At 56.7% G+C, this 23587-nt stretch carries 18 protein-coding genes and 1 pseudogene; 8 read left to right on the forward strand and 11 right to left on the reverse strand.

Annotation, left to right across the window (positions count from 1 at the left end):
- Positions 1-67 precede the first annotated feature (67 nt).
- Both rhlE and dusC read left to right on the forward strand, forming a co-directional pair.
- Positions 68-1480 carry an ATP-dependent RNA helicase RhlE gene (rhlE, locus tag JGC47_RS06075; RefSeq protein ID WP_004156759.1) on the forward strand — a complete coding sequence of 471 codons (1413 nt, stop codon included), beginning with the start codon at positions 68-70 and terminating at the stop codon, positions 1478-1480.
- Between the two features lie 53 nt (positions 1481-1533).
- Positions 1534-2466, forward strand: a complete 933-nt coding sequence (gene dusC, locus JGC47_RS06080) for a tRNA dihydrouridine(16) synthase DusC (RefSeq protein WP_004156761.1) — start codon at positions 1534-1536, stop codon at positions 2464-2466.
- Positions 2467-2511: 45 nt separating this feature from the next.
- Here the strand turns inward: dusC and JGC47_RS06085 are convergent, their stop codons facing one another.
- The 3 genes from JGC47_RS06085 to JGC47_RS06095 form a co-directional block, all read right to left on the reverse strand.
- Positions 2512-3612, reverse strand: coding sequence for a L,D-transpeptidase family protein (locus JGC47_RS06085; protein ID WP_004161969.1), 1101 nt, complete (start codon positions 3610-3612; stop codon positions 2512-2514).
- 234 nt (positions 3613-3846) lie between these two features.
- The gene (locus JGC47_RS06090) at positions 3847-5658 is read right to left on the reverse strand and encodes a glycoside hydrolase family 15 protein (protein WP_004156763.1); all 1812 of its coding nucleotides are present in this window, start codon (positions 5656-5658) and stop codon (positions 3847-3849) included.
- A 99-nt stretch (positions 5659-5757) separates the two neighbouring features.
- A complete protein-coding gene (locus JGC47_RS06095) occupies positions 5758-6324 on the reverse strand; it encodes a DedA family protein (RefSeq protein WP_004156765.1) in 567 nt (188 codons plus the stop codon).
- Between the two features lie 216 nt (positions 6325-6540).
- Between JGC47_RS06095 and JGC47_RS06100 the strand changes: the two genes are divergently transcribed.
- The 3 genes from JGC47_RS06100 to JGC47_RS06110 all read left to right on the forward strand — a co-directional run bounded on the left by JGC47_RS06100 (position 6541) and on the right by JGC47_RS06110 (position 10931).
- The gene (locus JGC47_RS06100; RefSeq protein ID WP_004156767.1) at positions 6541-7128 is read left to right on the forward strand and encodes a Yip1 family protein; all 588 of its coding nucleotides are present in this window, start codon (positions 6541-6543) and stop codon (positions 7126-7128) included.
- A gap of 170 nt (positions 7129-7298) precedes the next feature.
- Positions 7299-8249, forward strand: coding sequence for a D-alanyl-D-alanine endopeptidase (pbpG, locus tag JGC47_RS06105; RefSeq protein ID WP_004156768.1), 951 nt, complete (start codon positions 7299-7301; stop codon positions 8247-8249).
- 246 nt (positions 8250-8495) lie between these two features.
- A complete protein-coding gene (locus JGC47_RS06110) occupies positions 8496-10931 on the forward strand; it encodes a DUF3772 domain-containing protein (RefSeq protein WP_004156769.1) in 2436 nt (811 codons plus the stop codon).
- A gap of 244 nt (positions 10932-11175) precedes the next feature.
- Here JGC47_RS06110 and JGC47_RS17975 read toward each other — a convergent pair whose 3' ends face one another.
- Entirely contained in the window at positions 11176-11496 is a 321-nt protein-coding gene (locus JGC47_RS17975) for a type II toxin-antitoxin system ParD family antitoxin (RefSeq protein WP_080515486.1), read from the reverse strand.
- A gap of 158 nt (positions 11497-11654) precedes the next feature.
- Positions 11655-13376 (reverse strand): D-lactate dehydrogenase, encoded by a 1722-nt coding sequence (dld, locus tag JGC47_RS06120; RefSeq protein ID WP_004156772.1) that lies wholly within the window; start codon positions 13374-13376, stop codon positions 11655-11657.
- A gap of 188 nt (positions 13377-13564) precedes the next feature.
- Between dld and bglX the strand changes: the two genes are divergently transcribed.
- From bglX to idi, 3 genes are all read left to right on the forward strand, one after another.
- Positions 13565-15862: a beta-glucosidase BglX gene (bglX, locus tag JGC47_RS06125; RefSeq protein ID WP_004156773.1), complete on the forward strand. Its 2298-nt coding sequence runs from the start codon at positions 13565-13567 to the stop codon at positions 15860-15862.
- A 306-nt stretch (positions 15863-16168) separates the two neighbouring features.
- Positions 16169-17278 carry a suppressor of fused domain protein gene (locus JGC47_RS06130; RefSeq protein ID WP_004156774.1) on the forward strand — a complete coding sequence of 370 codons (1110 nt, stop codon included), beginning with the start codon at positions 16169-16171 and terminating at the stop codon, positions 17276-17278.
- A 160-nt stretch (positions 17279-17438) separates the two neighbouring features.
- Positions 17439-17984 carry an isopentenyl-diphosphate Delta-isomerase gene (idi, locus tag JGC47_RS06135; protein WP_004156775.1) on the forward strand — a complete coding sequence of 182 codons (546 nt, stop codon included), beginning with the start codon at positions 17439-17441 and terminating at the stop codon, positions 17982-17984.
- Between the two features lie 182 nt (positions 17985-18166).
- Here idi and JGC47_RS06140 read toward each other — a convergent pair.
- From JGC47_RS06140 to JGC47_RS06165, 6 genes and pseudogenes are all read right to left on the reverse strand, one after another.
- Positions 18167-19317: pseudogene (locus JGC47_RS06140) on the reverse strand (glycosyltransferase).
- A gap of 253 nt (positions 19318-19570) precedes the next feature.
- The gene (locus JGC47_RS06145) at positions 19571-19675 is read right to left on the reverse strand and encodes a protein YohO (RefSeq protein WP_004156777.1); all 105 of its coding nucleotides are present in this window, start codon (positions 19673-19675) and stop codon (positions 19571-19573) included.
- Between the two features lie 74 nt (positions 19676-19749).
- On the reverse strand, positions 19750-20283 hold the full coding sequence (locus tag JGC47_RS06150) for a DUF3833 domain-containing protein (RefSeq protein ID WP_004156778.1): 534 nt from the start codon (positions 20281-20283) through the stop codon (positions 19750-19752).
- A 78-nt stretch (positions 20284-20361) separates the two neighbouring features.
- A complete protein-coding gene (locus JGC47_RS06155; RefSeq protein WP_004156779.1) occupies positions 20362-21606 on the reverse strand; it encodes an SAM-dependent methyltransferase in 1245 nt (414 codons plus the stop codon).
- 3 nt (positions 21607-21609) lie between these two features.
- Positions 21610-22323 (reverse strand): DUF1365 domain-containing protein, encoded by a 714-nt coding sequence (locus JGC47_RS06160; RefSeq protein WP_004156780.1) that lies wholly within the window; start codon positions 22321-22323, stop codon positions 21610-21612.
- Positions 22320-23585, reverse strand: coding sequence for an NAD(P)/FAD-dependent oxidoreductase (locus JGC47_RS06165; protein ID WP_004156781.1), 1266 nt, complete (start codon positions 23583-23585; stop codon positions 22320-22322). Before JGC47_RS06165 ends, JGC47_RS06160 begins: the two co-directional genes overlap by 4 nt.
- Positions 23586-23587 lie beyond the last annotated feature (2 nt).

The raw sequence follows: 23587 nt of genomic DNA on the forward strand, positions 1-23587 counted from the left end.
GCGTCAACTCTCCCCCTGGAAACTTCACCGCGATGCGGTCAGGGCGGATCCGGAGTCTGTCAACTTTATGTCATTTGATTCTCTCGGCCTCAATGCCGATATTTTGCGCGCTGTTGCAGAACAGGGCTATAACGAGCCGACGCCTATTCAGCGTCAGGCAATCCCGGTAGTGCTTGCTGGACGAGACCTGATGGCCAGCGCCCAGACGGGTACGGGTAAAACCGCCGGCTTTACTCTGCCATTACTGCAGCTGTTGAGCAGTCATAATCCGCACCCGAAGGGCCGCCGACCAGTGCGCGCGCTGATCCTGACCCCGACCCGTGAGCTGGCGGCCCAGGTTGGTGAAAACGTGCAGGATTACAGCAAATATCTTGATATGCGTTCGCTGGTGGTATTTGGCGGCGTCAGCATTAATCCACAGATGATGAAACTTCGCGGCGGCGTGGACGTGCTGGTGGCAACGCCTGGCCGTCTGCTGGATCTTGAACATCAGAATGCGCTTGACCTGTCGAAAGTGGAAATCCTGGTGCTGGACGAAGCGGACCGTATGCTGGATATGGGTTTTATTCATGATATCCGCCGCGTGTTGGCAAAACTGCCGGCCAAACGCCAGAATCTGCTGTTCTCGGCGACCTTCTCTGACGAAATCAAAACCCTGGCGGAAAAGCTGCTGCACAATCCCGAACAGGTGGAAGTTGCCCGCCGCAATACCGCATCCGAGCAGGTGACCCAGCATGTTCACCTGGTAGACAAAAAACGCAAGCGGGAGCTGCTGTCCTTGCTGATTGGGCGCGGCAACTGGCAGCAGGTGCTGGTGTTTACCCGTACCAAACATGGTGCTAACCACCTGGCCGAACAGCTGAATAAAGATGGCATCACCGCCGCAGCCATTCACGGTAATAAGAGCCAGGGCGCACGTACCCGCGCACTGAGTGATTTCAAAGACGGTAAAATCCGCGTGCTGGTGGCAACGGACATTGCCGCGCGCGGTATCGATATCGAAGAGCTGCCGCACGTTGTGAACTACGAATTGCCTAATGTGCCGGAGGACTATGTTCATCGCATCGGTCGTACCGGTCGTGCGGCGGCGGTCGGTGAAGCGTTGTCGCTGGTGTGCGTCGACGAGCACAAGCTGTTACGCGATATCGAACGTGTGCTGAAGCGTGAGATCCCGCGTATGGCGATCGACGGTTTTGAACCGGATCCAGCCATCAAAGCCGAGCCGATCATCAACGGTCGTCAGCAGCAGCGCGGCGGTGGTGGTGGCGGACGTGGGCGCGGCGGTCAGGGCCAGGCACCCCGTGGCGGCGGCGATCGTAGCGCCAGCGCAAACCGTAACGGCAATGGCGGTGAACGCCGCCAGGGTAACGGCAACGGTGCCGGTGCCGTGCGCGGCGCACGCTCCGAAGGCGGCAACGCGGGAGCACCCCGCGTCAACAAAACCCGTCCACGCCGCGCCAACCCGGCAAATAACGGCTAATTAACCGGGGGGAAGCGCCCGCTTCCCCCTGTTAACCTCTCCACAGGTTTACCATGCGCGTATTACTTGCCCCGATGGAAGGTGTTCTCGACTCATTAGTGCGAGAGCTGCTGACCGACGTCAACGACTACGATCTCTGTATCACGGAATTTCTGCGCGTCGTGGACGCTCTGCTGCCGGTGAAATGCTTTCAACGTCTGTGCCCCGAACTGAATAATGCCAGCCGCACGCCGTCAGGCACCCTGGTACGCATTCAGCTGTTAGGGCAATATCCCGAATGGCTGGCGGAAAACGCCGCCCGCGCGGTGGAACTCGGTTCCTGGGGCGTTGATCTCAACTGCGGCTGCCCGTCCAAAACCGTTAACGGCAGCGGCGGGGGAGCGACCCTGCTTAAGGATCCTGAGCTGATCTATCAGGGTGCCAAAGCGATGCGCGCTGCCGTGCCCGACCATCTGCCAGTGACGGTGAAAGTGCGGCTGGGCTGGGATTCTGGCGCACGTCAGTTTGAAATTGCCGATGCGGTGCAGCAAGCCGGGGCGAGCGAACTGGCGGTGCATGGCCGTACTAAAGAAGAGGGTTACCGCGCCGAAGCGATTAACTGGCAGGCGATCGGTGAGATCCGCCAGCGCTTGAACATCCCGGTGATTGCCAACGGCGAAATCCGGGACTGGCAGAGTGCGCAAGAATGTATGGCGATGACAGGCTGCGATGCGGTGATGATCGGGCGTGGAGCGTTGAATGTACCCAACCTCAGTCGGGTGATTAAATACCGTGAGCCGCCTATGGCGTGGCCGCAGGTGGTTCAGCTGTTGCAGCGCTATGTGCGGCTGGAGAAGCAGGGTGATACCGGTTTATATCATGTGGCGCGCATTAAGCAGTGGCTTGGCTATTTGCGCAAGGAGTATCAGCAAGCGACGGAGCTGTTTATGCAGGTGCGGGTGCTGAAAACCTCAGGTGAGATCGCCGCGATAATTGATGCGCATTAAAACCCCCGTTCCGGGCGGAACGGGGGTTTATGTGACGGCCGGAAACTAAGGTTTCGGCTGGCTGTAGACCGGGCCAGGCTGACTGAGCGCGGGCGCATCCTGTCCATCCGTTGGAGCCGCCTGATTGCTCTCAGGCGAAGCGGCTGAAGCATCAGGCTGTACTTCCGGCTGCGCACCATCCTGCTCCGTTACGGCAACCGGGTTGGCCGCCTGCTCATCGGCCGCACCGTTAACCTTCACCGGCATACCTGAACGCGTCCTGAGCGCGGCTTCCATACTGGCGCTGTTGACGCTGACATCGGAGACCACTTTTTTCACTGAATCGCTCAGGGTCAGCGGCACCGGATCGCGGGATGCAAACTGCTCCTGGGTTTGCGACAGCGGGTTGTGAACTTCGACATAGCGTGAACCGTCCGGTTCTACCGACGCTTTAACCGGCTGGTCGATAAACTGCACGCGGGTGCCGACCGGCACATTGCTGAACAACCATTTGATATCTTCCGCACGCAGGCGCACACAGCCGTGGCTGACGCGCAGGCCGATACCAAAGTTGGCATTGGTGCCGTGGATGGCATACAGCCGACCGATGTACAGCGCGTAAAGGCCCATCGGATTGTCGGGTCCAGCCGGGAACACTTCTGGCAGGGATTCTCCGCGCGCGGCGTACTCTTCATGCATTTTCTTGGTTGGCGTCCAGGTCGGGCCATCTTTTTTACGCTGAACGGTGGTCGTCCAGTTGATCGGCGTGTCCTTGCCCAGTTCACCGATACCGACAGGCAGCACTACCACGGTTTTACTGCCTTTCGGATAGTAGTACAGGCGCATCTCTGCGCTGTTGATCACAATGCCTTCACGCGGGGCGTCAGGCAGCAGCAGCTGATGAGGAATAATCAGTTTGCTGCCGGCTTCAGGCAGATAGACGTCAACGCGCGGGTTAGCTTCCATCATGTTGCTCAGGCCCATCTGGTATTGAGCCGCGAAAGCTTCCAGCGGAAGTTTACTGTCTTGCGGAATGGTAATTTCAAGGTTTTCCCCGGTCAGACGGCTGTTAGCGGCCGGAAGAGGGTAAACCACAGCGAAGGCCGAGTGGCTTAACGCCGCTGCAGCGAAAATCAGGGTGACGAACGCACGGATGCTTTTTTTCATATTAATTCAGGTGTAGCGCCATGTAGACTGTTGATAAACGACCCATTACTGGTCAACTGAAGCCGAAGCATTCAGGTTGCAGCCAGGGTGACTGCAACCTGAAGTTTAACCTATATGACCGGCTGCGCATTATATGGGCATAATAGCCTCTGAGGAAACCAGCATTTATTGCTACAGAACTACTTTTGCGATTAATCACGGCGTGCAAATGACTGGCAGGCGGAATTTTTCCGTTCAAGGTTGCCATAACGGCTCCGCGTTACTGAGCTTGCGGTCGAGGAAGAACGCAGCGCTGATAAAGGCCAGGTGCGTCAACGCCTGGGGGGTATTTCCCAGCGCCCGCCCGCGATCGTCGAACTGTTCGGCGTAAAGGCCAAGCGGGTTGGCATAACCAAGCATTTTTTCGAACTCGAAACGGGCTTCATCGATGCGTCCGGCACGTGCCAGGCATTCGACGTACCAGAAGGAGCAGGCGGCAAAAGCACCTTCTTCTCCCTGCAATCCGTCGGCCGGAGTCTCTGCAACGTTGTAGCGCCGCACCATGCCGTCGCTGACCAGATTCGCTTTGATGGCGTCCAGCGTTGCCAGCCAGTCCGGATCGGTGGCACCCACGAAGCGCACCAGCGGCATCAGCAGCATCGCGGCATCGACATACTCGCCGTGGCGCGTGGCAACAAAATGCCCGCGTTCCTGATGCCAGAAGTTGTCCCGGATATCGCTGCGTATTGCGTCGCGCGCCTGCACCCAACTTGAGCGCGGCATCGCCAGCGATCGCTTATCGCCCAGACGCACTGCGCGGTCCACTGCCACCCAGCACATCAGGCGCGAATGCAGATAATGCTGCGGTTCACCGCGCATCTCCCAGATCCCGGCATCCTTTTGCTGCCAGTTAACGACGACATAGTCGATCATGCTACAGACACGGCTCCAGCCGCGTTGAGAGATCGCCTCGCCGTACTTATTTGCCAGATAGATGGCGTCCATCAATTCGCCATAGATATCCAGCTGGGTCTGGCGCCACGCGTCATTACCGATCCGCACCGGGGTGGAACCCGCATAACCTGACAAATGTGCCAGCTCGCTCTCATGCAGCTCCTTGCTTCCGTCAAGGCGATACATCACCTGCAACTTGGCCAGCTGATGATGGCTGTTTTCCACGCAACGGCCAACCCAGCGGGTGAAGTGCTTCGCTTCATCCACATAGCCGAGGCGCATCAGGGCATACATGCTGAATGACGCATCGCGCAGCCAGGAGGCGCGGTAGTCCCAGTTGCGCTCGCCGCCCGGCTCTTCAGGCAGGCCGAAAGTGGCTGCTGCGGCAATCGAGCCATGCTGACAGGAGGTCAGTAACTTGAGGGTTAACGCCGACCGCTGAACCCGTTCGCGCCAGCGGCCACGGTAGCTGCTTTGAGCACTCCATTGCCGCCAGAAATCCAGCGTGGCCTGAAAGCCGTCGGCGTGATCGCACCGGTTGTCGTCATCTGGTGCCGCGCCAAAGACAAACTGCCGCGTTTCGCCGGCTTGCAGGGTAAAATGCGCCAGCGCGGTGGCGTCATGCAGGGTGAAATCCGCGTCGCCGCTCAGGCGCAAGGCTGGCTGGTCTTTGGCGTGAAATATTACCGCGCCGGCATGGCGCGTGGCGCAAGTTGCTGCGCGGGCATAATCATGCACCGGGGCGCAACGCAGCCGGACTGAGGCGCTGCCGTGAACCACTTTGATGCGGCGAATAATGCGCGGTAAAGCGCCATTTTGCCGACAAACCGGCATATAGTCGGTCAGTTCAACCACGCCGTCCTGATGCAGCCAGCGGGTTTGCAGGATATTGCTGTCAGGCAGGTAAAGCTGCATACGGCGCGCGCCGATCCAGTCCGGGCCCAGGCTGAATACGCCGGCGTCGTCACTGTCCAGCAGCGCGCTGAAAACCGATGGGCTGTCCAGGTTTGGCCAGCAGAAATAGTCGATGGTGCCATCGTTGGCTACCAGCGCACAGGTACGCAAATCGCCAATCACACCGTGGTCTTCAATCGCTCGTTTCGCTTTTTTCATCGTTTAACTATAGCCGCATAAACAACAGTGGGATGCCGGCCAGCCATCGCCAGACAAAAGCCTGGGCGCCGTAGCCAGCCGCCGAATAAAAGGGCGCTGCTAGGACTTTGCGCGCCTCTTTAAGGCAAAACGAAGGCCCCACACTATGGCCACCATCAACAGCAGCCAGAAAAGCGGCTTCAGGTGTTGCTCCAGCTGATGCAGCCAGGGGGCAATCACCTGGCCGCCAAGATAGCCGAGCGAAACAAAAATAGTCGCCCACAGCGCCGCACCAATCAGGTTACACAGCAGGAACTGGCGGGGAGGGAGCTTGCTGGCACCGATAATGATCGGCCCGACGATGCGCAGGCCGTACATAAAGCGCACGCCAATCACAAACAGCACCGGCCTGCTGCGGATCAGTCGATTGGCGCGGGCGACAGGCTGGCGATGCTGTTTAAAGCGCCGCAGAATAGTCTCTCCGTAGTGCCGACCGATAAAGAACAGGGCGCAGTCACCGAGCATGCCGCCGCACATTGCCGCCAGAATTGCGCCGCTATAGCGCAACAGTCCTTCATGCGCGGCCACGCCGCCCAGCAGCGTAAAGGTTTCCCCTTCGGCCAGGCAGCCGATAAATAGCGCCCAGTAGCCGTAATGGGCAATCAGTGTATTAACGTCAATTTGCAAACCGCCACTCCTTTTGTTTACCCACGGGTAAGTTTAACGCCTTTATCACCGATTGCCGGATTTGAAGTCGGGCTGACGTTTATTTTGGTTGAAAATTGAGCTGGTTACCACGGGTTGCAGCGAATCAGCCGCAAATTGTTCAGGGGCACTTATACTTAAACAGATGCCGCCCGGAAGGTTGCCAGCTGGCGGTCCAATGTTCAGAGGAGTGAAGATATGAACCATGTATGGGGACTTCTTGCGCATCCCGGCCGTGAGATGCGCGACATCAGGCAGGAGAACGAATCTCTCTCTCACCACTATACGCATCACGTCTTGCTGATGGCGTTGATCCCGGTGATTTGCGCTTTTATCGGCACCACCCAGTTTGGCTGGCGGGCCAGCGATCAACCGGCGATCATGCTGTCGTTATCCACGGCTTTCACGCTGGCTGTTTTCTTCTACGCGCTGATGCTGGTCGGCGTGGCGGTAATGGGGCGAGTCATCTGGTGGATGGCGCGTGACTACCCGCAGCGTCCTTCGCTTGCCAGCTGCCGGGTATTCGCCGGATATGTCGCCACGCCGATGTTCCTTAGCGGGCTGGTGGCGCTCTATCCGCTGGTGTGGTTGTGCGCGCTGGTGGGTACGCTGGCGCTGGTTTACACCGGCTACCTGCTGTTTGTTGGCATACCACTGTTTCTCAGTATTGACCGCGAAGAGAGTCTGCGTTTTTCAGGTTCCACCCTGGCTATCGGTGTGCTGGTCCTTGAAGTGTTACTGGCGTTGACCGTGCTTCTTTGGGGTTATGGTTTCAAGCTGTTCTGACGTGCCGCACCGCCGGGTAACCGGCGGTGTTTTCATTAACGTGGTGATACGAATATTAAGTAGGAAAATTCTGGTGCAAGCGCTTATTATGCCGGTGCCAGCCCCCGTACTCTGACGGGAAGCGGCGTGTGGCACCCACACCTGAATAACCAGCCGTGAAGTTTTCACTGATGCCAGCAAAAATTCGCTTATTCCTGCTTAGTTTGGCCATGCTGTTTTCCATACCGTTCCTGATGAATCAGGCCGCTGCCCGTGCTCACCAGCCTGAAGTCAGCGGCGCTGTCCAGCCTGACATTGCTTCGGGAAGCGCGATGATCGTCGATCTGAACAGCAATAAAGTGATCTACCAAAGCCACCCGGATCGGGTGCGGCCCATTGCCTCAATCACTAAGTTAATGACGGTAATGGTGACGCTGGATGCGCATCTGCCGCTGGATGAGATGCTGAAAGTGGATATCAGCCACACGCCACAAATGCGCGGCATCTATTCGCGGGTGCGGCTAAACAGTGAACTCAGCCGCAGAAACATGATGCTGCTGGCGCTGATGTCTTCTGAAAACCGTGCGGCGGCCAGCCTGGCACATCATTATCCAGGCGGCTACGATGCCTTTATCCGCGCAATGAATGCCAAAGCGCGTGCGCTGGGCATGAGCCATACCCGCTACGTGGAGCCAACCGGACTGGCGATTGAAAACGTCTCCACCGCTCGCGACCTCAGTAAGCTGTTGCTGGCGACCAGGCGTTACCCATTGATAGGCCAACTGAGCACCACCCGTGAGGATATGGCCAGCTTTCGTCGCCCGAATTACATCTTGCCATTCCGCAACACTAACCATCTGGTGTATCGCCCTGACTGGAATATCCAGCTAACGAAGACCGGTTTCACCAACGAAGCGGGGCACTGTCTGGTGATGCGTACCGTGATTAATCAGCGCCCGGTTTCACTGGTGGTACTCGACGCATTCGGCAAGTACACCCATTTTGCTGACGCCAGTCGTCTGCGCCAGTGGATGGAAACCGGTAAGGTCTCTGCGGTGCCGCCTGCCGCGTTAAGCTATAAAAAGGACCGGTCGGCGCGGGTAGCGAACCCTGAACAGGGCGATGACAGCGCGCTTGAGTAGCCGCCGCAGATTGACTCTGGCGATCGGGCGATCGCAATGCCCACTGCTGACAGCAAACAATCAGCGCATCCGGCCGCGCGCTGTCAATACCGCGCCCGCTCAGGCGCAATTGCTTGTTAAGTGTGATGATGGCGACCGCAACTTTACCTCACTAATCCTATAGTGCCGTGCAGGGCAAAAGCCTAAACTGTCCGGCAAATTTCATGGTGCCGTGTCGGCACCGCTTTTGGTATCAGGAACCTGTTCATGTCTGGCTTGTTTACTTATCTTCGTATCTGTCTGCTGGCTTTGGTCGTGCTATCACCCCAGCTGGTGCTGGCGGCAGAAAATGACAGCATTCAGCAAAATGGCGATGCGCCGCATAAGGTCAATGCCGCCGTCGAGCTGCCGAAAATGCAGAAGGTGCTGGACAATATCAAGCAGCGGGTTTCAACGGAAACTAACGCCAGCCGGCTGAATGAGCTCAATGATATGGCGCTGGAGCTTTCTGGCGATGCCGATACCCTGATGCAGAACCTCATTCCGCAGCGCGCCCAGCTGCACGCTCAGCTGGCGGTGCTCGGCCCGGCGCCGCAGTCTGGCAGCGGGGTAAAAGAGACCGCCGAGGTGACCAGCAAGCGCGGCAAGCTGGAAAACCTTAAATCCAAAATGGACGATCAGATCAAGCAGGCCGAAGCGATCAAAAACGGCTCGATCAATCTATCGGCGCAGATTGCCAACCTTCGGCGCGATGCGCTGAAAACCCAGCTGGCGCTGAATGCCGGCAGCATCTTCGGCGCGCACTTCTGGACGCCGTTGTTCAACAGCCAAAGCGATGACCGCGACAAAATCAGTGCGTTTAGCGATGAACTGAGCGCCACTGCGGCACTTGTCTGGCAGCCAGACTGGCGCTTAGGCACCCTCGCCTGGGTGCTGGCGGCGGTACTGGTGGCCACGCTGGGCCGCCGTTATCTGGAGGAGTTCCTCGCCTGGGTGGGCATTCACCATCTGCCGGGGGGCCGACTGCGCCGCAGTTTCCTTGCTGCTGCCACTGCCCTGACCACGCTGGCCGCGGTGGCACTGGCGCTTAACTTCCTCGATCTGGCCTTCACCCGCCCCGATGAAGTGGTGGATGACGTGCGCGTCTTTGCTGACCGGCTGGTGGATCAGAGCATTATCTGCGGACTGATAGCCGGATTAGGACGTGCTTTTCTCTCCACTCGCCGCCCGTCGTGGCGTCTGCCCACCATATCTAATGAGGTCGCGCTGGCGTTAAAACCGTACCCGCCTTTAACCGCAGCGCTGGTGTTTATCTTCCAGACGGTAGAAACGGTTAACAGCAGCGTGAACACCAGCGTGGGCACCACCATCTTTGCCAACGGCATGACCGCGCTACTGATTGGCGCAACTGCGCTGTCCATCAGCATGCGTACCAATCGCGTACGCCGTCGCATGCTGCTGCAAGGGCATCAGCCGGAGGCGAAATCAACGCTGGTCGGGCTGATTCAGATGGCGCTGACGCTGATCGGCGTGGCGATTATGATTGCACTGGCCATCGGTTATATCACCCTGGCGCGCTTCCTCAGTTATGAGCTGGTGTGGATGGGCATCGTTTTCGGCTCCTTCTATATTTGCAGCCAGCTGTTGGCGGATACCACAGAGAGCCTGTTTTCCGCTACCAGCGCCAGCGGCAAACGCATCCAAAGCTCGCTCAATATCGACGAGCGTCATCTGGGCCAGGTCGCTGCGCTGCTGGGTGCATTGGGCAAAACCCTGCTGGTGCTGGTCGTGGCTATGGCGCTGCTCAACGGCACATTTGGCAGTTCAACGCCTATCGAGCTGGTGCAGAAAGCTATCGAATTCTGGGGCGGTAAGGGGCTGGAATCGCTAAACATTGTCCCGGCGCATATGGTGAATGCGCTGGTTTGTATGGTGGTCGGTATCTGGGCGCTGCGGTCGGTGAAACGCTGGCTGGAGCATGATTTTCTGCCTAAAACCACTATGGATGTCGGGATGCGCGTATCGCTCATCACCCTGTTCAGCAATATCGGTTTTGTGCTGGTTATCCTGATGACGCTGTCTGTTATGGGCCTGCAGTGGAACAAGCTGGCGTGGATCGTCAGCGCGCTGTCGGTGGGCATCGGTTTTGGCTTACAGGAGATCGTGAAGAACTTTATTTCCGGCCTGATCCTGCTGACCGAACGCCCGGTAAAAGTTGGCGATCTGGTGAGCATCAGCGGCATCGAAGGGGATATCCGCCGTATTAACGTGCGCGCCACCGAGATCCAGCTGGGGGACAGATCGACGGTGATTGTGCCTAACTCACAGTTTATCTCGCAGAACGTGCGTAACGCCACGATGGGCAATGCCCAGGGGGTGGTGATCATCACTCTGACCTTCCCGCTGGATATCGATCCTGTACGGGTACGCCAGCTGCTGTTAGATGTCTATATCGAAAACGAATGCGTGCTGGAAACGCCGGAGCCGTCGGTATCGTTTAAGGATCTGACCACTAGCGGCATCGTGCTGGCGATCACCGGCAATGTGGCCAGCCCACGCCAGGTGAGTGGAGTGAAAAGCGATCTGCTGTTTGATATTCTGACCCGGCTGCGTAAAGAGGGCGTGGTGCTGTCGACGCCACAAACCATGATCATCGAACGTAAGGATGAACAGCTGGTGTTAAAAGAAGCACCGCAGGAGTAATGATTGATGTGCGGCTGGCAGCAAACCGGGCCAGTCGCGCAAAGACGGGTATGCCAGGCCGGGGACTAAGCGGATGCGGTGCCAGCCTGAGCTGTAACGTCAATGACGTGGCGGGTTCATCCCTTAGTACAAAATCCGTACAATGAGAATGTCGCTGGCGCGCGGTGTAAAGTCGTGTGTCGCTGAAATTCGCTATGCTCAACGCCTGCTACAGCAGGGCAAATCTGGCATGCCGGCCAGCGTCTCAAACAAAGCTTCCGGCGCATTCGGTCAGCGGTCTGCCCGGCTTCACCAAATTCCCGCCACCTGAAGTCTGAAATTTCGCAGAAATCCCCGGCTGCCCGCTGACTGAGTTTATACGCCATGCTCCAGTTTTCTTTGTGCTGCGAAATCTTCCGGCGTTTACGCACTTTCGCCGCTTTCCAGCCCGGCGTACCGCTTCATTATGGGTTTCGTGCTGCGCCAGCAGGCGTAAAGCGGATCGCATCACCTCACTCGCCAGGCCCTGACGGCGGCTGTTGATTAAGCGAGCGATAAAGCCGTCCTGCTGTTCGCCAGGGTTGATGCTGGTTGTTCTCGCCCTGACCCCGCTGTGTTAATTATTCACACAATAAGAGTAAGACTCGCATCTGATGATAATGCCGACAAACGCGGCACATCAGTAAAGCGCAAGGGCAGAGCGCTAAGAGGTGGCTGGCGGGGAAACCGTCCCCGCCCGGTAACCTACTTGCCGCAGTCGCAGTCAGCCCAGTTTTTTGCCCGCGTGGTTTTACCAATGCCGGGATTAAAACGGTTGGTGGGATCAAGCTGCTGGTAAAACGCTTTCAGCGGCGGCTTAGCCTGATAAAGGTGCCCGACATTATGTTCGGCCGGATATTCCGCCCCGCGCGCTTCGAGGATGGCCAGCATCTTCTCCTTCAGCGCGTGGACATTCACCCCTTTTTTCACAATGTAGTCCTGATGGAAGACGTGGCACAGGAAGTGGCCGTAATACAGGCGATGCACTAGCGCACCGTCGAACTCAGGCGGTAGTTGCTCAAACCAGTCGCGGTCGTTGCGCCTCAGGGCGATATCCAGCGCCAGAATATCTTCGACTTCATCATGGTGCACCGCGTGATAGCGCACCGCCGCACCGGCGGCGGCAAAGCGATGCAGAAAAGCATGCGCGCCTTCTTTGCCTTCACATTCGAAGAACTCGCCCCGCGCCTGCTGGAAAAACGCCTGCAAGTACGCCCGCGCTTCCGCCACGCCGTCGCCGGACATTTTCAGCATCAGATGGTGTTCGAAACGGTCGCGATACTGCTTCATGCGCGGCGGCAAATGCCCGGGCAGCAGGGCGGACAGCCTCTGCAACAGGCGATCGCTAGCGTGGGGCTTCAGCCACTTGACGCGAGCCAGCAGCGCATCTATCCGTCCCTTGAGCGTGAAGAACAGCGGCATTTTATCAGTGCCGAGCTTGTCGATCATCACAAAGGTATCTTTGCCCCAGGTCTCCGCGATATCAAAAGCATCGCGATGCATATACTCCCCGGCCACCGGCAAGTTGGTGAAGCAGGACAAAATATGTCGGCGCAGCTGGTCGAGCACCGCCGTATCGTTGGTGCCGATATAGAACACCTGCTGCGCACTTTCGCTGGCAAATGTGTCAAGGCGCACGGCAAACAGCGCCAGCTTACCGGCGCAGCCGGAGGCTTCAAACAGGCGGCGTGGATCGGCGTTAAAGCGCGACGGCGTAGCGGCATCGACATCGCGCACCCGGTTGACGTAGTCCGGGTCGGAGGCGTGACGCTGGTCGTGCTGCACGTCAGCAGGCTGCCAGCTGTCATCATCCAGTCTGCCGAGGATTTGCTCCGGCGTACTACCAAGGTTGATCCCCAGATGATTCACCAGCTGCAATTTTCCGTTGGCATCAATCTGTGCGTACAGCGCCATTTCACTATAGGCCGGGCCGCGTTTGACCAGCGACCCGCCGGAGTTATTACAAATGCCGCCCAGCACCGACGCACCAATACAGGACGAACCGATCACCGAATGCGGCTCGCGCCCGAGCGGCTTAAGGACTTTTTCCAGCTGATACAGGGTACTTCCCGGAAATGCCAGCACCTGTTTGCCCTCATCCAGCAGCTGGATTTTATCCATGCGCAGCGTGTTGATAATCACGATGTCGCGTGGATAATCATTGCCATTGGGCGTCGATCCTTCGGTCAGCCCGGTATTGGCCGCCTGCATCAGAATAATCACATCGGCGGCAACACAGGCTTGCAGGACGCGCCACTGCTCCAGTAAACAGGCGGGAAACACCACGGCCAGCGCGTCACCTTCGCCCGAACGAAAGCCTTTACGATAACGTTCGGTTTTTGCGGGTTCGGTTAACAAATGGTTGCGGCCAACGATACGGCCGAGTTCAGCAATCAGTTTTCTTCCTGCAGCTTGGCAAGTGTGCATGTCATTTCCTTTTCAGTATCACCTGTCTACTTTAGCATCAGCCGGCCGTCTATAAAGCCCGTGCTTCAACACGGTAATTCATGATGGTAAAACTAGCTGCTATTATCCAGGTATGCCACACTGCGCGCATCAGCCTGCATGCAGTTAGATAATTGATACGCTACAGTTACTTGAGAGAAGATCATCTGATGAATTGGATTTGTTCTGTCAGCCTTGCCGTCACTCTGGCATTCCAGCCAGCTTTCGCCGCCGATATCATCGGCCCTCATCAGCTCAACCCACAGGCGCGCGACGCTTTCGTCAGCAGGCTGCTGACAAAAATGACCCTTGATGAAAAAATTGGCCAGCTCAGGCTAATCAGCGTCGGGCCGGAGAATCCCCAATCGGCCATTCGCGACATGATCCAGCAGGGGCAGGTCGGGGCGATTTTCAATACCATTACCCGCCAGGATATCCGGCAGATGCAGGATCAGGTGATGCAGCTTAGCCGCCTGAAGATCCCGCTGTTCTTTGCCTATGACGTGATCCACGGGCAGCGCACCCAGTTCCCGATCCCGCTGGCGTTAGCCGCCAGTTGGGATACGGATGCAGTCGCTGAAGTGGGGCGTATTGCGGCTTATGAAGCGGCCGATGACGGTCTTAATATGACCTGGGCGCCGATGGTGGATGTGACCCGTGAACCGCGCTGGGGAAGGGGATCGGAAGGTTTTGGCGAAGATACCTGGTTGAGCAGTGTTATGGGGCGGGTGATGGTAAAAGCCATGCAGGGCCACAGTCCGGCGGATCGCTATTCGGTGATGACCAGCGTGAAACACTTTGCCGCCTACGGTGCGGTAGAAGGTGGGCGCGAATACAACACCGTTGATATGAGCCAGCAACGCCTGTTCCAGGACTATCTGCCGCCGTATAAAGCCTCGCTGGATGCCGGCAGCGGCGGCGTGATGGTGGCGCTGAATTCACTGAACGGCGTACCGGCCAGTGCTGACAGCTGGCTGCTAAAAGACATTCTGCGTCATGACTGGAAATTCAAGGGCATTACCATCAGCGACCACGGGGCGATCAAAGAGCTGATCCAGCACGGCGTGGCGCGCGATCCGCAGGATGCGGTGCGCGTTGCGCTGAAATCCGGTATCGATATGAGTATGAGCGACGAATATTACAGCAAATACTTGCCGGGCCTGGTAAAGAGCGGGGCGGTCAGCATGGCGGAAATCGATGACGCCACCCGTCATGTACTGAATGTGAAATACGATATGGGACTGTTTAACAATCCTTACAGCCATTTAGGCCCGGCCACCAGCGATCCGGCTGATACCAACGCGGAAAGCCGCCTGCACCGTGCAGAAGCGCGTGATGTGGCGCGTAAAAGCATGGTGCTACTGAAAAACCGGCTGGACACGCTGCCGCTGAAAAAAAACGGCACCATTGCGCTGATTGGCCCGCTGGCCGACAGCCAGATAGATATTATGGGCAGCTGGTCGGCGGCCGGGGTGGCAGGCCAGTCGGTGACGCTGCTGCAGGGGATGAAAAATGCCACTGCCGACAAGGCCAGGCTGCTGTATGCCAAAGGGGCCAATATCACCGACAACAGGGGCATTCAGGATTTCCTCAATCTGTATGAAAAGGCGGTGACCGTTGATGCGCGTTCCCCTCGGCAAATGCTGGATGAAGCCGTAGCAACGGCGAAGAAAGCGGACGTGGTGGTGCTGGCGGTAGGTGAAGCGCGCGGTATGGCGCACGAGGCTTCCAGCCGTACCGACCTGACGCTGCCAGCCAGTCAGCGGCAGCTGATCAGCGCGTTAAAAGCCACCGGTAAGCCGCTGGTGCTGGTATTGATGAACGCGCGGGCGTTAACGCTGGTGCAGGAGACGCAGCAGGCCGATGCGCTGCTGGAGAGCTGGTACAGCGGCACCGAAGGCGGCAATGCCATTGCTGATGTGCTGTTCGGCGACTATAACCCCTCTGGCAAGCTGCCGATGACCTTCCCGCGTTCGGTGGGGCAGATCCCGATGTACTACAACCATCTGAATACCGGGCGGCCCTATAATTTCGAACATCCTAACAAGTACACTTCGCATTACTTCGATGAAGCGAATGGCCCGCTGTTCCCGTTCGGCTATGGCCTGAGCTACACCGACTTTACGCTATCGCCGGTGACAATGTCTGCGGCAACCCTGAAGAAAAACGCCACGGTCAACGCCAGCATCACGGTGACCAACAGTGGTAAATACGCCGGGGCAACGGTGGTTCAGCTCTATCTGCGCGACAATGTGGCGAGCATCAGCCGTCCGGTGAAAGAGCTGAAAGGCTTCAAGCGTATCATGCTACAGGCCGGTGAATCACAAACGGTCACTTTCCCGATCGACGCCAGCGCGCTGAAGTTCTGGAATGCCAAAATGCAGCATGTTGCCGAGCCGGGTAAATTCAGCGTAATGATTGGACTGGACTCCGTGCGCACCCACAATGCCGAATTTGATTATCTGTAGGTATCAGCGGGGCTTGCCCCGCTCTCAACACCCGGGCAGCTGGGGTGCCCGTGACAGGTGACAACGTTCAGCAACAGTTTTTTGGCCGGTACTTTTGCCGCTAAGACGGCGCACTGTCCGTGCGCGCATTCATATTATCGCCAGGTTATTCAATGCATCGTGGTGCCTTGCAGCCTGCCATGACGCGGGTTGGCGGTTAGCCCCATGCCGTTTTGAGACAATTACCCTTGCCGCAGCGTCGCCCGGCGCGGCATGCTGGTTGATAATCGGCGAAAATCGCCCCCTCCGCACTGACGTCGAGGCGTTATGACCAGGCCTTATCAGATTGCTGAAGTCAGCAATCAGCAACAGACGCTGATCGCCATAGTCGAACAGGACGAGCGAACTGCCTACTTTTACATCTGGCCAGCGCAAGCATTGCGCACGCGGTTTGCCGTACGCGGCCGCTGGTTACGCAACCTGCTGCCGGCGCCGCAACGGGAGGACGTGGCGGCGATAAAGCAAGGCATTGCGCCGTTACTTAGCGCCGCGTACTGCCGCACGCTGGAGGCGGAGCCAATGCTCGACCCCGCCGCTGTGCAAATTGTCTGGGAACCCAGTGATGATGGCGCAGCGCTGTGGTATCAGGGGCAGCTGCTGGCGGTGATCCCCGGCTGGAGTCTTTATCAGGATAAGCAGGTCAGCTATTCGGCTGGCTGTATTAAGGCCAGTCCTCTGACCGCACCGCTCGGGTCGGCTTCCACCAATGAATACTATGCCGCCGCGCAGCAGCACCGCCAGTTCTGGCGCGACTGGCAAGATGGCCAGCCGTGGCAGTCTTTACAGCAGGAGATGTTGCAGTGTTACCAGGCGCAGTATGGCGGATCCCTCAAGTACTACGCCATCGACCAGGGTAACTGGCCGCCGATGGCGATTTCGCAGCATTATCATCAGGGAAGCTGGTATTTCTTCACGCTGGGCATGTCGGTGCGGCCGATGCCCCGGGTTGACTTTCTCTATCCGCATTTCGCTTCTGCGCATCGCCGTTGCGAACTTGCCCTCGCTGTTGATGCTTCAGTGATGACGGAAGATAACGCGGTACAGATGGCAAGTGCGCTGGCGGGCTTTGCCCATATGCCGTGGGCGCGTCTTAGCTGGCTGGGGGAAGGGCATACGCTGGACTCCGCGCTGGCCCCGGTTGGCTTCGCAGGCTTTGTTTTGTCCGGCCTGCTGGCGGGCGATGCCGGGCAGTTCGCCTTACCCAAACGTCACGGAGATCAGGTCAATCTGCTATGGGCTGCGCCGGTTACCGCGCCGGAGCTTGAGTTTGCCCGGCGTGAAACCGATGGCGGTCAGCTGCTGGTCGCGCGGCTATTGCAGTATGGCTGCGGGCATATTTTTCGCGCCCGTCAGCAGGTGACAGAAGCCGGAGCATAAGCGGTAAGCTAAAGCAGCCGGTTAGCAGCGAGCACGGGCAACCCCAAATGCGCAGCCGGAGCGGCAATGTCATCTTTTGCGTTCTTTAGCACGCGATAATATGCAGATTAATGTCCTTGTCTTATGTCAAAATAGTTGGCATTAGCGTAAAGGAGTCGGCATGTCTGCAATTGAAGTTATCCTGGTCGATCGCCACGACCGCCCTACCGGTAAGATGGAAAAGCTTGAGGTACATGAGAAGGGGTTACTGCACCGCGCAGTAACCGTTTACGTGTTTAACTCTGACCATCAGCTGCTGCTGCAGCAACGCGCACGCGGTAAATATCACTGTGGCGGCCTGTGGAGTAATACCACTTGCGGCCACCCTTATCCGCAGGAGTCGACCGCAGATGCTGCACAACGTCGCCTTCTGGAAGAGATGGGGCTGGATCTGCATTTGCAGCCGATGTTTGAACTCAGTTACAACCTGCCGTTAAGTAACGGACTCACCGAGCATGAATACGGCCATGTTTATTTCGCCGTCAGCGACGCGCTACCCGCCATCAACCCTGAAGAAGCGGATGACTGGCGTTACAGTTCACTGGCGGATATCCAGCAGGAAATAGAGACTCATCCTGAGCGTTTTACCCCGTGGTTTCTGTTTACCTTTGCGCGTATCCCTGACGAGTTTGCCCGCTATATCACGCAGCGACCCGTTGGTGGATGACAGAATAACTTCTTCCTTCAGGGTGATAACAAACGCTGTAGATCGATTGCTGATGTCGGTACGCAAAGGCTTATCGGCGCAGTCAATTTTAAAACCCTGACAGGGAGAAAAGACGCCCGGCTTTGCACGCGCCTGTCGGTGAATTTTAGTTTTACATCATGCACTTAATCAATATGTGTCGCTCATATAGCAGACTGATAAATCTCATTAAGCCTGGCACGAAACGCGGCGGGATCGTGTTCAAGCCGGATTCTGGCCAGCGAACCTGCCGAACGAGCATGAAGCATACTCCTGTCTTGCAGAATGGCAGTAACCTGTTCCTTCAGTTTCGTGACGATCAGTTTTCTTAGCTGGTTCTTCTCCTGTTCGGAAGAGACAGTCAACTCAAACCTGTCGTTAAGCGGACAGGCGATCAGCCACCCCGCCTGCTCAGGATTGATTTCCGGCAGAGCGCGCACGTTAGTGGTGATCACCGGGCAGCCACTGGCCTGCATCTCCAGTACGGAAAACCCGTAAGTATCTTGCCAGGTTGGCAGCAGGCCAACCTGGGTTTCTTTCAGCAGCTGCAGAAATTGCGTATTAGGCAGCGAGTTGACCTGTTTGAAAACAGGCAGTTCGCCCAGCAGGGTTTCAATCCGTGTATAAAACGGTTCGTCGTCCTGGAAACGGCCATGAGCAATATTATGTCTGCGCGTTAAATCCCCGATTACGTTAACCTGCACGGTGTTGACATCAATAACGCCTTCATCAGCCAGCTCACTGAAAGCCAGCACCACCTCGGCTCCGCCTTTGCGGTAGAAATCCGAACCGATAAAGGTGAAAGTCACCTTCGGTTCGCAATGGTGGCGGACCTCTTCATGCAGTAATGACTGAGGAGGATGCAGGACATGCAGCTTGGCTGAAATAACCTGTTTTTCTGCCGGAAATGAATGCAAAAGCTTCAACTGTATATTTCGCGTGGCTTCAGAAATGGCAATCACCCCAATACATTGCGCTGCCGCAGCCAGCTTAAGCTGTGAGTGGAGTTCCGGATTGGCTAATTTAGCCATCCCTTTGACTGGCAGCACGCGCGGTATCTCGGTTTCAAAGGTTGAAACCCATTTTCTGTTAGTTCTGGCCACCTCATTGAACAGGTGAATAACAGCGATATCTTCCGGAATTAAGGTGGGAATAGTTTGAAAAATGAAGGATTTGTTCTTTTTAAAAATTTTCCTCCTTAGCGCGTTGATATACAGCCAGAGGTTTTTGTATCTGAAGTTTAAATAGGTATTATCACCGTCAGTAATGATATTTCTTTTTCCGGATATTTATGATCGCTAATAATTATTTTCATTAGTACTCCGGTGGTTAATTATTGATTTAGATCGGGTGTGTGCAACTGAGTGAAGTCAATTCAGGCTGTAAAAGATTGTGCGTGAGCCGGTATTCAGTATGGCAGAGTTTGCCATGAGGGGTGCCTGATGCAGGGATTATTTCTGTTTATTGCGCGGGTACGGCGGGGAACTACAGGCAAAAGTTCTCTACGGGTAACAGGTTGCGTTTCATTTTGCACAGAGGACGGCGGCAGGAAGCCGCCAGACTACGCTTCAGGAACGAACGATAAAGGTGTACCCGGCGAGCATGACGCCGCCGATACCGCCCAGCGCCATCAGCAGGAAGATAAATACTACACCGATTTTTTGCCAGTTCATGTTGTAGCCTGTTTTACTCAAAAGAGGGCGCAGTATAACGCCTTAATGCGTCGAAATTAAGCTAAAATGGTGCTTCAGCGAGCCAGTTCAGTCTGTTTAGCGAAAAACAGCGTGACGCGGGCGACTTCTATGCCGAATTTCTTCATTGAGGTGACGTTCATCAGATGGTTTGCATCCTGCTGATAGATCCAGTCGTCGAAGTTCAGCTTATACTCGCTGTCCCGGGTTTTTACCCTCATGGTATAACGCCAGTTGAAGGCGTTGCCGCTGGCGTTGCCCTGTGCGCTACCGATGATATCCCCGGCATTCCCTACGTAACCGCCGTTCGGCTGGCGGCGAATATGCCAGACGCGGGCCTGTTTTTCGCCGTCGTCATAAACAAAATGCTCGTTTAACGTCAGGGTATCTCCGGCCACCTGGCCGTGGATCGTGACGTTGAAACGGCGGACCTGTTTACCGCTGTAATCCTGTACCATCCCCCACGCGCGTGATTCACCGCTAAACCAGTTGAAGATGTCTATTTTTGGCTGCGCCTGCTGATAATTGTCCAGCGGGCTTCCGCAGCCCGCAGTTAACAGGCAAAGCGTCAGTAACAGGGCTTTCAACATTATTGACCTCCAGGTGGCGTGTATCTGTGCGAACGGGAAGCGGCCAGCTTACCAGGCCTGGCCACGCATAAATCAGGGTTAAAGCGCCAGCGGCTCATGCCGTTGCAGCGTCAGCTGCACGGTGCCGATGGTCCGGGCGCGGAAGCCAGCTTCACAGTAACAGAGGTAAAACAACCACATACGGCGGAAGCGTTCGTCAAAGCGCCCCTGTGCCAGCTGCGGCCAGGCGTGGTCAAAGCGCTGTCGCCAGCATTGCAAAGTCCGCGCGTAATCCTCGCCCATCTCAAACTGGTCAACAACGCTGAAATCACTCACAGCTTTCAACGTGTCATTTAATAAACTGACCGAGGGCAGAAAGCCACCGGGAAAAATATAGCGTTGAATAAAGTCAACGCCGCGAGCATATGAGGAAAAACGTTCTTCGCTGATGGTAATCGCCTGCAACGCCATGCGGCCACCGGGTTTCAGCAGCTGCTGGCAGCACCGGAAAAACAGCGGGATATAGGCTTTACCGACCGCTTCGATCATTTCTATGGAAACTATCTTGTCATACTGTCCGTTGAGATGGCGGTAATCCTCGCACAGTACCGTGACGCGGTCGCTTAAACCCGCTGCGGCAATGCGCTGACGGCAATATTCAAACTGTTCGCGCGAGATGGTGGTGGTGGTGACCCGGCAACCGTATTGCCGTGCGGCGTATTCCGCCATCGCGCCCCAGCCGCTGCCAATTTCCAACAAATGATCCTGTGGGCCAAGCGCCAGCCGATCGCACAACCGTTGCATTTTTTCCTGCTGCGCCTGTTCAAGCGTCATTTCTGGCTGGCGGAACCAGCCGCTGGAGTAAAGCATCGCCTGATCAAGAAATGTGCTATAAAAGTCGTTGCCGAGGTCATAGTGTGCGGCAATGTTACGCTTTGCCTGGCGCACGTTGTTGCGGCGCAGGGCATGAATCAGCTGATTCAGCGGTGTTGTCAGCCAGCTCATGCGCGACTCCAGCCGATCGGCAACGTGGATATTATTGGCCAGCGTCAGCAGCAGGGCGGTGAGATCCGGGGTATCCCAGTCGCCATCCATATAGCTTTCGGCGGCGGCAATGGTGCCGCCCAGCAGCGCCCGGCGGTAAGTGCGTGCATGTTGCACCACCATTTTAGCCTGCAGCGATGCCCCGGCATCACCAAAAAACTGCGTACCCAGTTGCGGATCGTGCACGGTAAGCCCCGCACCCTGAATATGTTGCAGCAGGGAGAAGATCGCGCGGCGTGAAGCCGGGCAGCAGTTGGCGGTTTTGTCGCGGCGCGTCAGGCTTAAATTGGTGTCAGTCATCGATCATTTCTCTGCTTTACGGTGAGCATAAACTGGCGCGCCTTTGCGCCATAGTTTCCACGCCTGCCAGTAAATGGCCAGCGCGGTACGAGCGGTAATCAGTGGAAATCGCCAGAGAAAATGGCGCAGATTTTGCCGGTTCAACGGCTGGCGGCGCAGATGTAAAGTGGCATCAAACTCACGCCCGTCACGGTGATTTTCAATATGCACCAGCAGTGATTGACCCGGCGCGGACAGCCGCCAGTGGTAGGTCATCTCCAGCGGGTTAAAGGGTGAGACATGGAACGCTTTTTCTGTTGTTTCACTGCCGTCGGGTTTGACCGCGTAAGTATGACGCTCATTCCACGGCGTATTGCGCACCTCCGCCAGCATCCAGCGTAGGGTATCGGCATCATCATAGAGATAGTAAAAATTGACCGGATTAAACGAACAGCCAAAGTAGCGTAGCTGGGTCAGCAGCATCACCCGTCCTGACAGATGTTCCCCGGTCAGTTGCGCGATACGCGCCTGGGCACGCTGTTTGATATCGCCGCCGCCCAGATAATCGTCATGGCAGAAGCTGGCCGCACACAGGCGGCCGCTGCCAATTCCTGCTTCTTTAAGCTGTGACAATTCATCAAGATCGATCAGCGGCATAAAAATTTTATAGCTGAAGCGGTGGTCCACCGGCGTGAAGCGGCGGTGACGGACGTGGCCGCTGTACAGCACGCTGTTCATAGCAGCCCCTTTTGTTCCATGCCGCTTATCACGTCCAGCGCGCTGCGGATGCCATCCTCATGGAAACCGTTATAGCTCCAGGCACCGCAGAACCAGCTACGGTTGTCGCCGTTGAGCCGCAGCCGCAGCTGCTGAGCCTGGGGCGAGTCGGCACCAAACTGCGGATGGTGATAGATGAAGCGGCGCAACACTTTGGCTTCATCAATCGGTTGCGACGGGTTGAGGCTGACGCAGAAGGTGTGACTGGCGTTGATGCCCTGCAAAATGTTCATATTGTAGGTAACACTGGCGGCGGCCTGCTCATCGCTTTTGCTGCAGTCATTAAGATGGTAGTTCCAGCTGGCCCAGGCGGCGCGTGCGCGCGGTAACAGGCTGATATCGGTGTGCAGCACCACTTCATTAGCGGCGTAGGGCACGCCGATCAACATGGTGCGCTCATCAGCAGACGCGTCAGCCAGCAGGGCCAGTGCCTGGTCGCTGTGGCAGGCAAAGATGACCTGATCATAGCGCTGTAAACCACGCGAACTCTCCAGCGTGACGCCGTCGGCATCGCGGGTTACCCGTGTTACCGGCGTTGCCAGCCACAGGTTTATCTGATCGCCAATCCGCTGCATCATCCGCCGGATATACTGGCGTGAACCGCCTGGCACCACGAACCATTGCGGGCGCTGGGTTAAATCCAGCAGACCGTGGTGATTAAAGAAGTTGAGAAACTGGGCCAGTGGCATACTGCGCATCTGCGCCAGCGAGGTGGACCAGATAGCCGCCCCCATTGGCAGAATGTAATGCTGTGCAAAGAACTCGCTGAACCCGTGCTGACGCAGAAAGTCATCAAGCAACGCCTGCTGGCCGGGTTGTAGCAGCCACCTTTTAGCGCGGCGGTTGAATCGCACAATTTCCAGCAGGAAGCGGTAGAACGAGGGTTTCAGCAGGTTACTGCGCTGGGCAAACAGGCTACTGATCGAATGGCCGTTATACTCAAGACCGCTACGCTGATTGCGTACCGAAAAGCTCATTTCGGTCGGCTGGCTTTCCAGTCCCAGTTCGGCCAGCAGCGCCCGAAAGCGCGGATAGGTGCGATCGTTATAAACAATAAAGCCGGTGTCGATAGCCCGGCTTTCACCCGCCAGTTCGACGTCAACCGTTGCGGTATGGCCGCCAGGCGTTGAAGCGGCTTCGTACAGATCAACTTCTGCCTTTGCCGCCAGTTTCCACGCGCAGCTCAGGCCGGCAATACCACTACCAATAATTGCAACCCGCACGG

It is taken from the genome of Erwinia amylovora (genome assembly GCF_017161565.1).
In the GTDB taxonomy this organism is placed as follows: domain Bacteria; phylum Pseudomonadota; class Gammaproteobacteria; order Enterobacterales; family Enterobacteriaceae; genus Erwinia; species Erwinia amylovora.

Bases quoted from the DNA above. Each gene is read 5' to 3' on its own strand.
- rhlE (WP_004156759.1), top strand. From the start codon at position 68: ATGTCATTTGATTCTCTCGGCCTCAATGCCGATATTTTGCGCGCTGTT.
- dusC (WP_004156761.1), top strand. From the start codon at position 1,534: ATGCGCGTATTACTTGCCCCGATGGAAGGTGTTCTCGACTCATTAGTG.
- JGC47_RS06085 (WP_004161969.1), bottom strand. From the start codon at position 3,612: ATGAAAAAAAGCATCCGTGCGTTCGTCACCCTGATTTTCGCTGCAGCG.
- JGC47_RS06090 (WP_004156763.1), bottom strand. From the start codon at position 5,658: ATGAAAAAAGCGAAACGAGCGATTGAAGACCACGGTGTGATTGGCGAT.
- JGC47_RS06100 (WP_004156767.1), top strand. From the start codon at position 6,541: ATGAACCATGTATGGGGACTTCTTGCGCATCCCGGCCGTGAGATGCGC.
- pbpG (WP_004156768.1), top strand. From the start codon at position 7,299: ATGCCAGCAAAAATTCGCTTATTCCTGCTTAGTTTGGCCATGCTGTTT.
- JGC47_RS06110 (WP_004156769.1), top strand. From the start codon at position 8,496: ATGTCTGGCTTGTTTACTTATCTTCGTATCTGTCTGCTGGCTTTGGTC.
- dld (WP_004156772.1), bottom strand. From the start codon at position 13,376: ATGCACACTTGCCAAGCTGCAGGAAGAAAACTGATTGCTGAACTCGGC.
- bglX (WP_004156773.1), top strand. From the start codon at position 13,565: ATGAATTGGATTTGTTCTGTCAGCCTTGCCGTCACTCTGGCATTCCAG.
- JGC47_RS06130 (WP_004156774.1), top strand. From the start codon at position 16,169: ATGACCAGGCCTTATCAGATTGCTGAAGTCAGCAATCAGCAACAGACG.
- idi (WP_004156775.1), top strand. From the start codon at position 17,439: ATGTCTGCAATTGAAGTTATCCTGGTCGATCGCCACGACCGCCCTACC.
- JGC47_RS06145 (WP_004156777.1), bottom strand. From the start codon at position 19,675: ATGAACTGGCAAAAAATCGGTGTAGTATTTATCTTCCTGCTGATGGCG.
- JGC47_RS06150 (WP_004156778.1), bottom strand. From the start codon at position 20,283: ATGTTGAAAGCCCTGTTACTGACGCTTTGCCTGTTAACTGCGGGCTGC.
- JGC47_RS06155 (WP_004156779.1), bottom strand. From the start codon at position 21,606: ATGACTGACACCAATTTAAGCCTGACGCGCCGCGACAAAACCGCCAAC.
- JGC47_RS06160 (WP_004156780.1), bottom strand. From the start codon at position 22,323: ATGAACAGCGTGCTGTACAGCGGCCACGTCCGTCACCGCCGCTTCACG.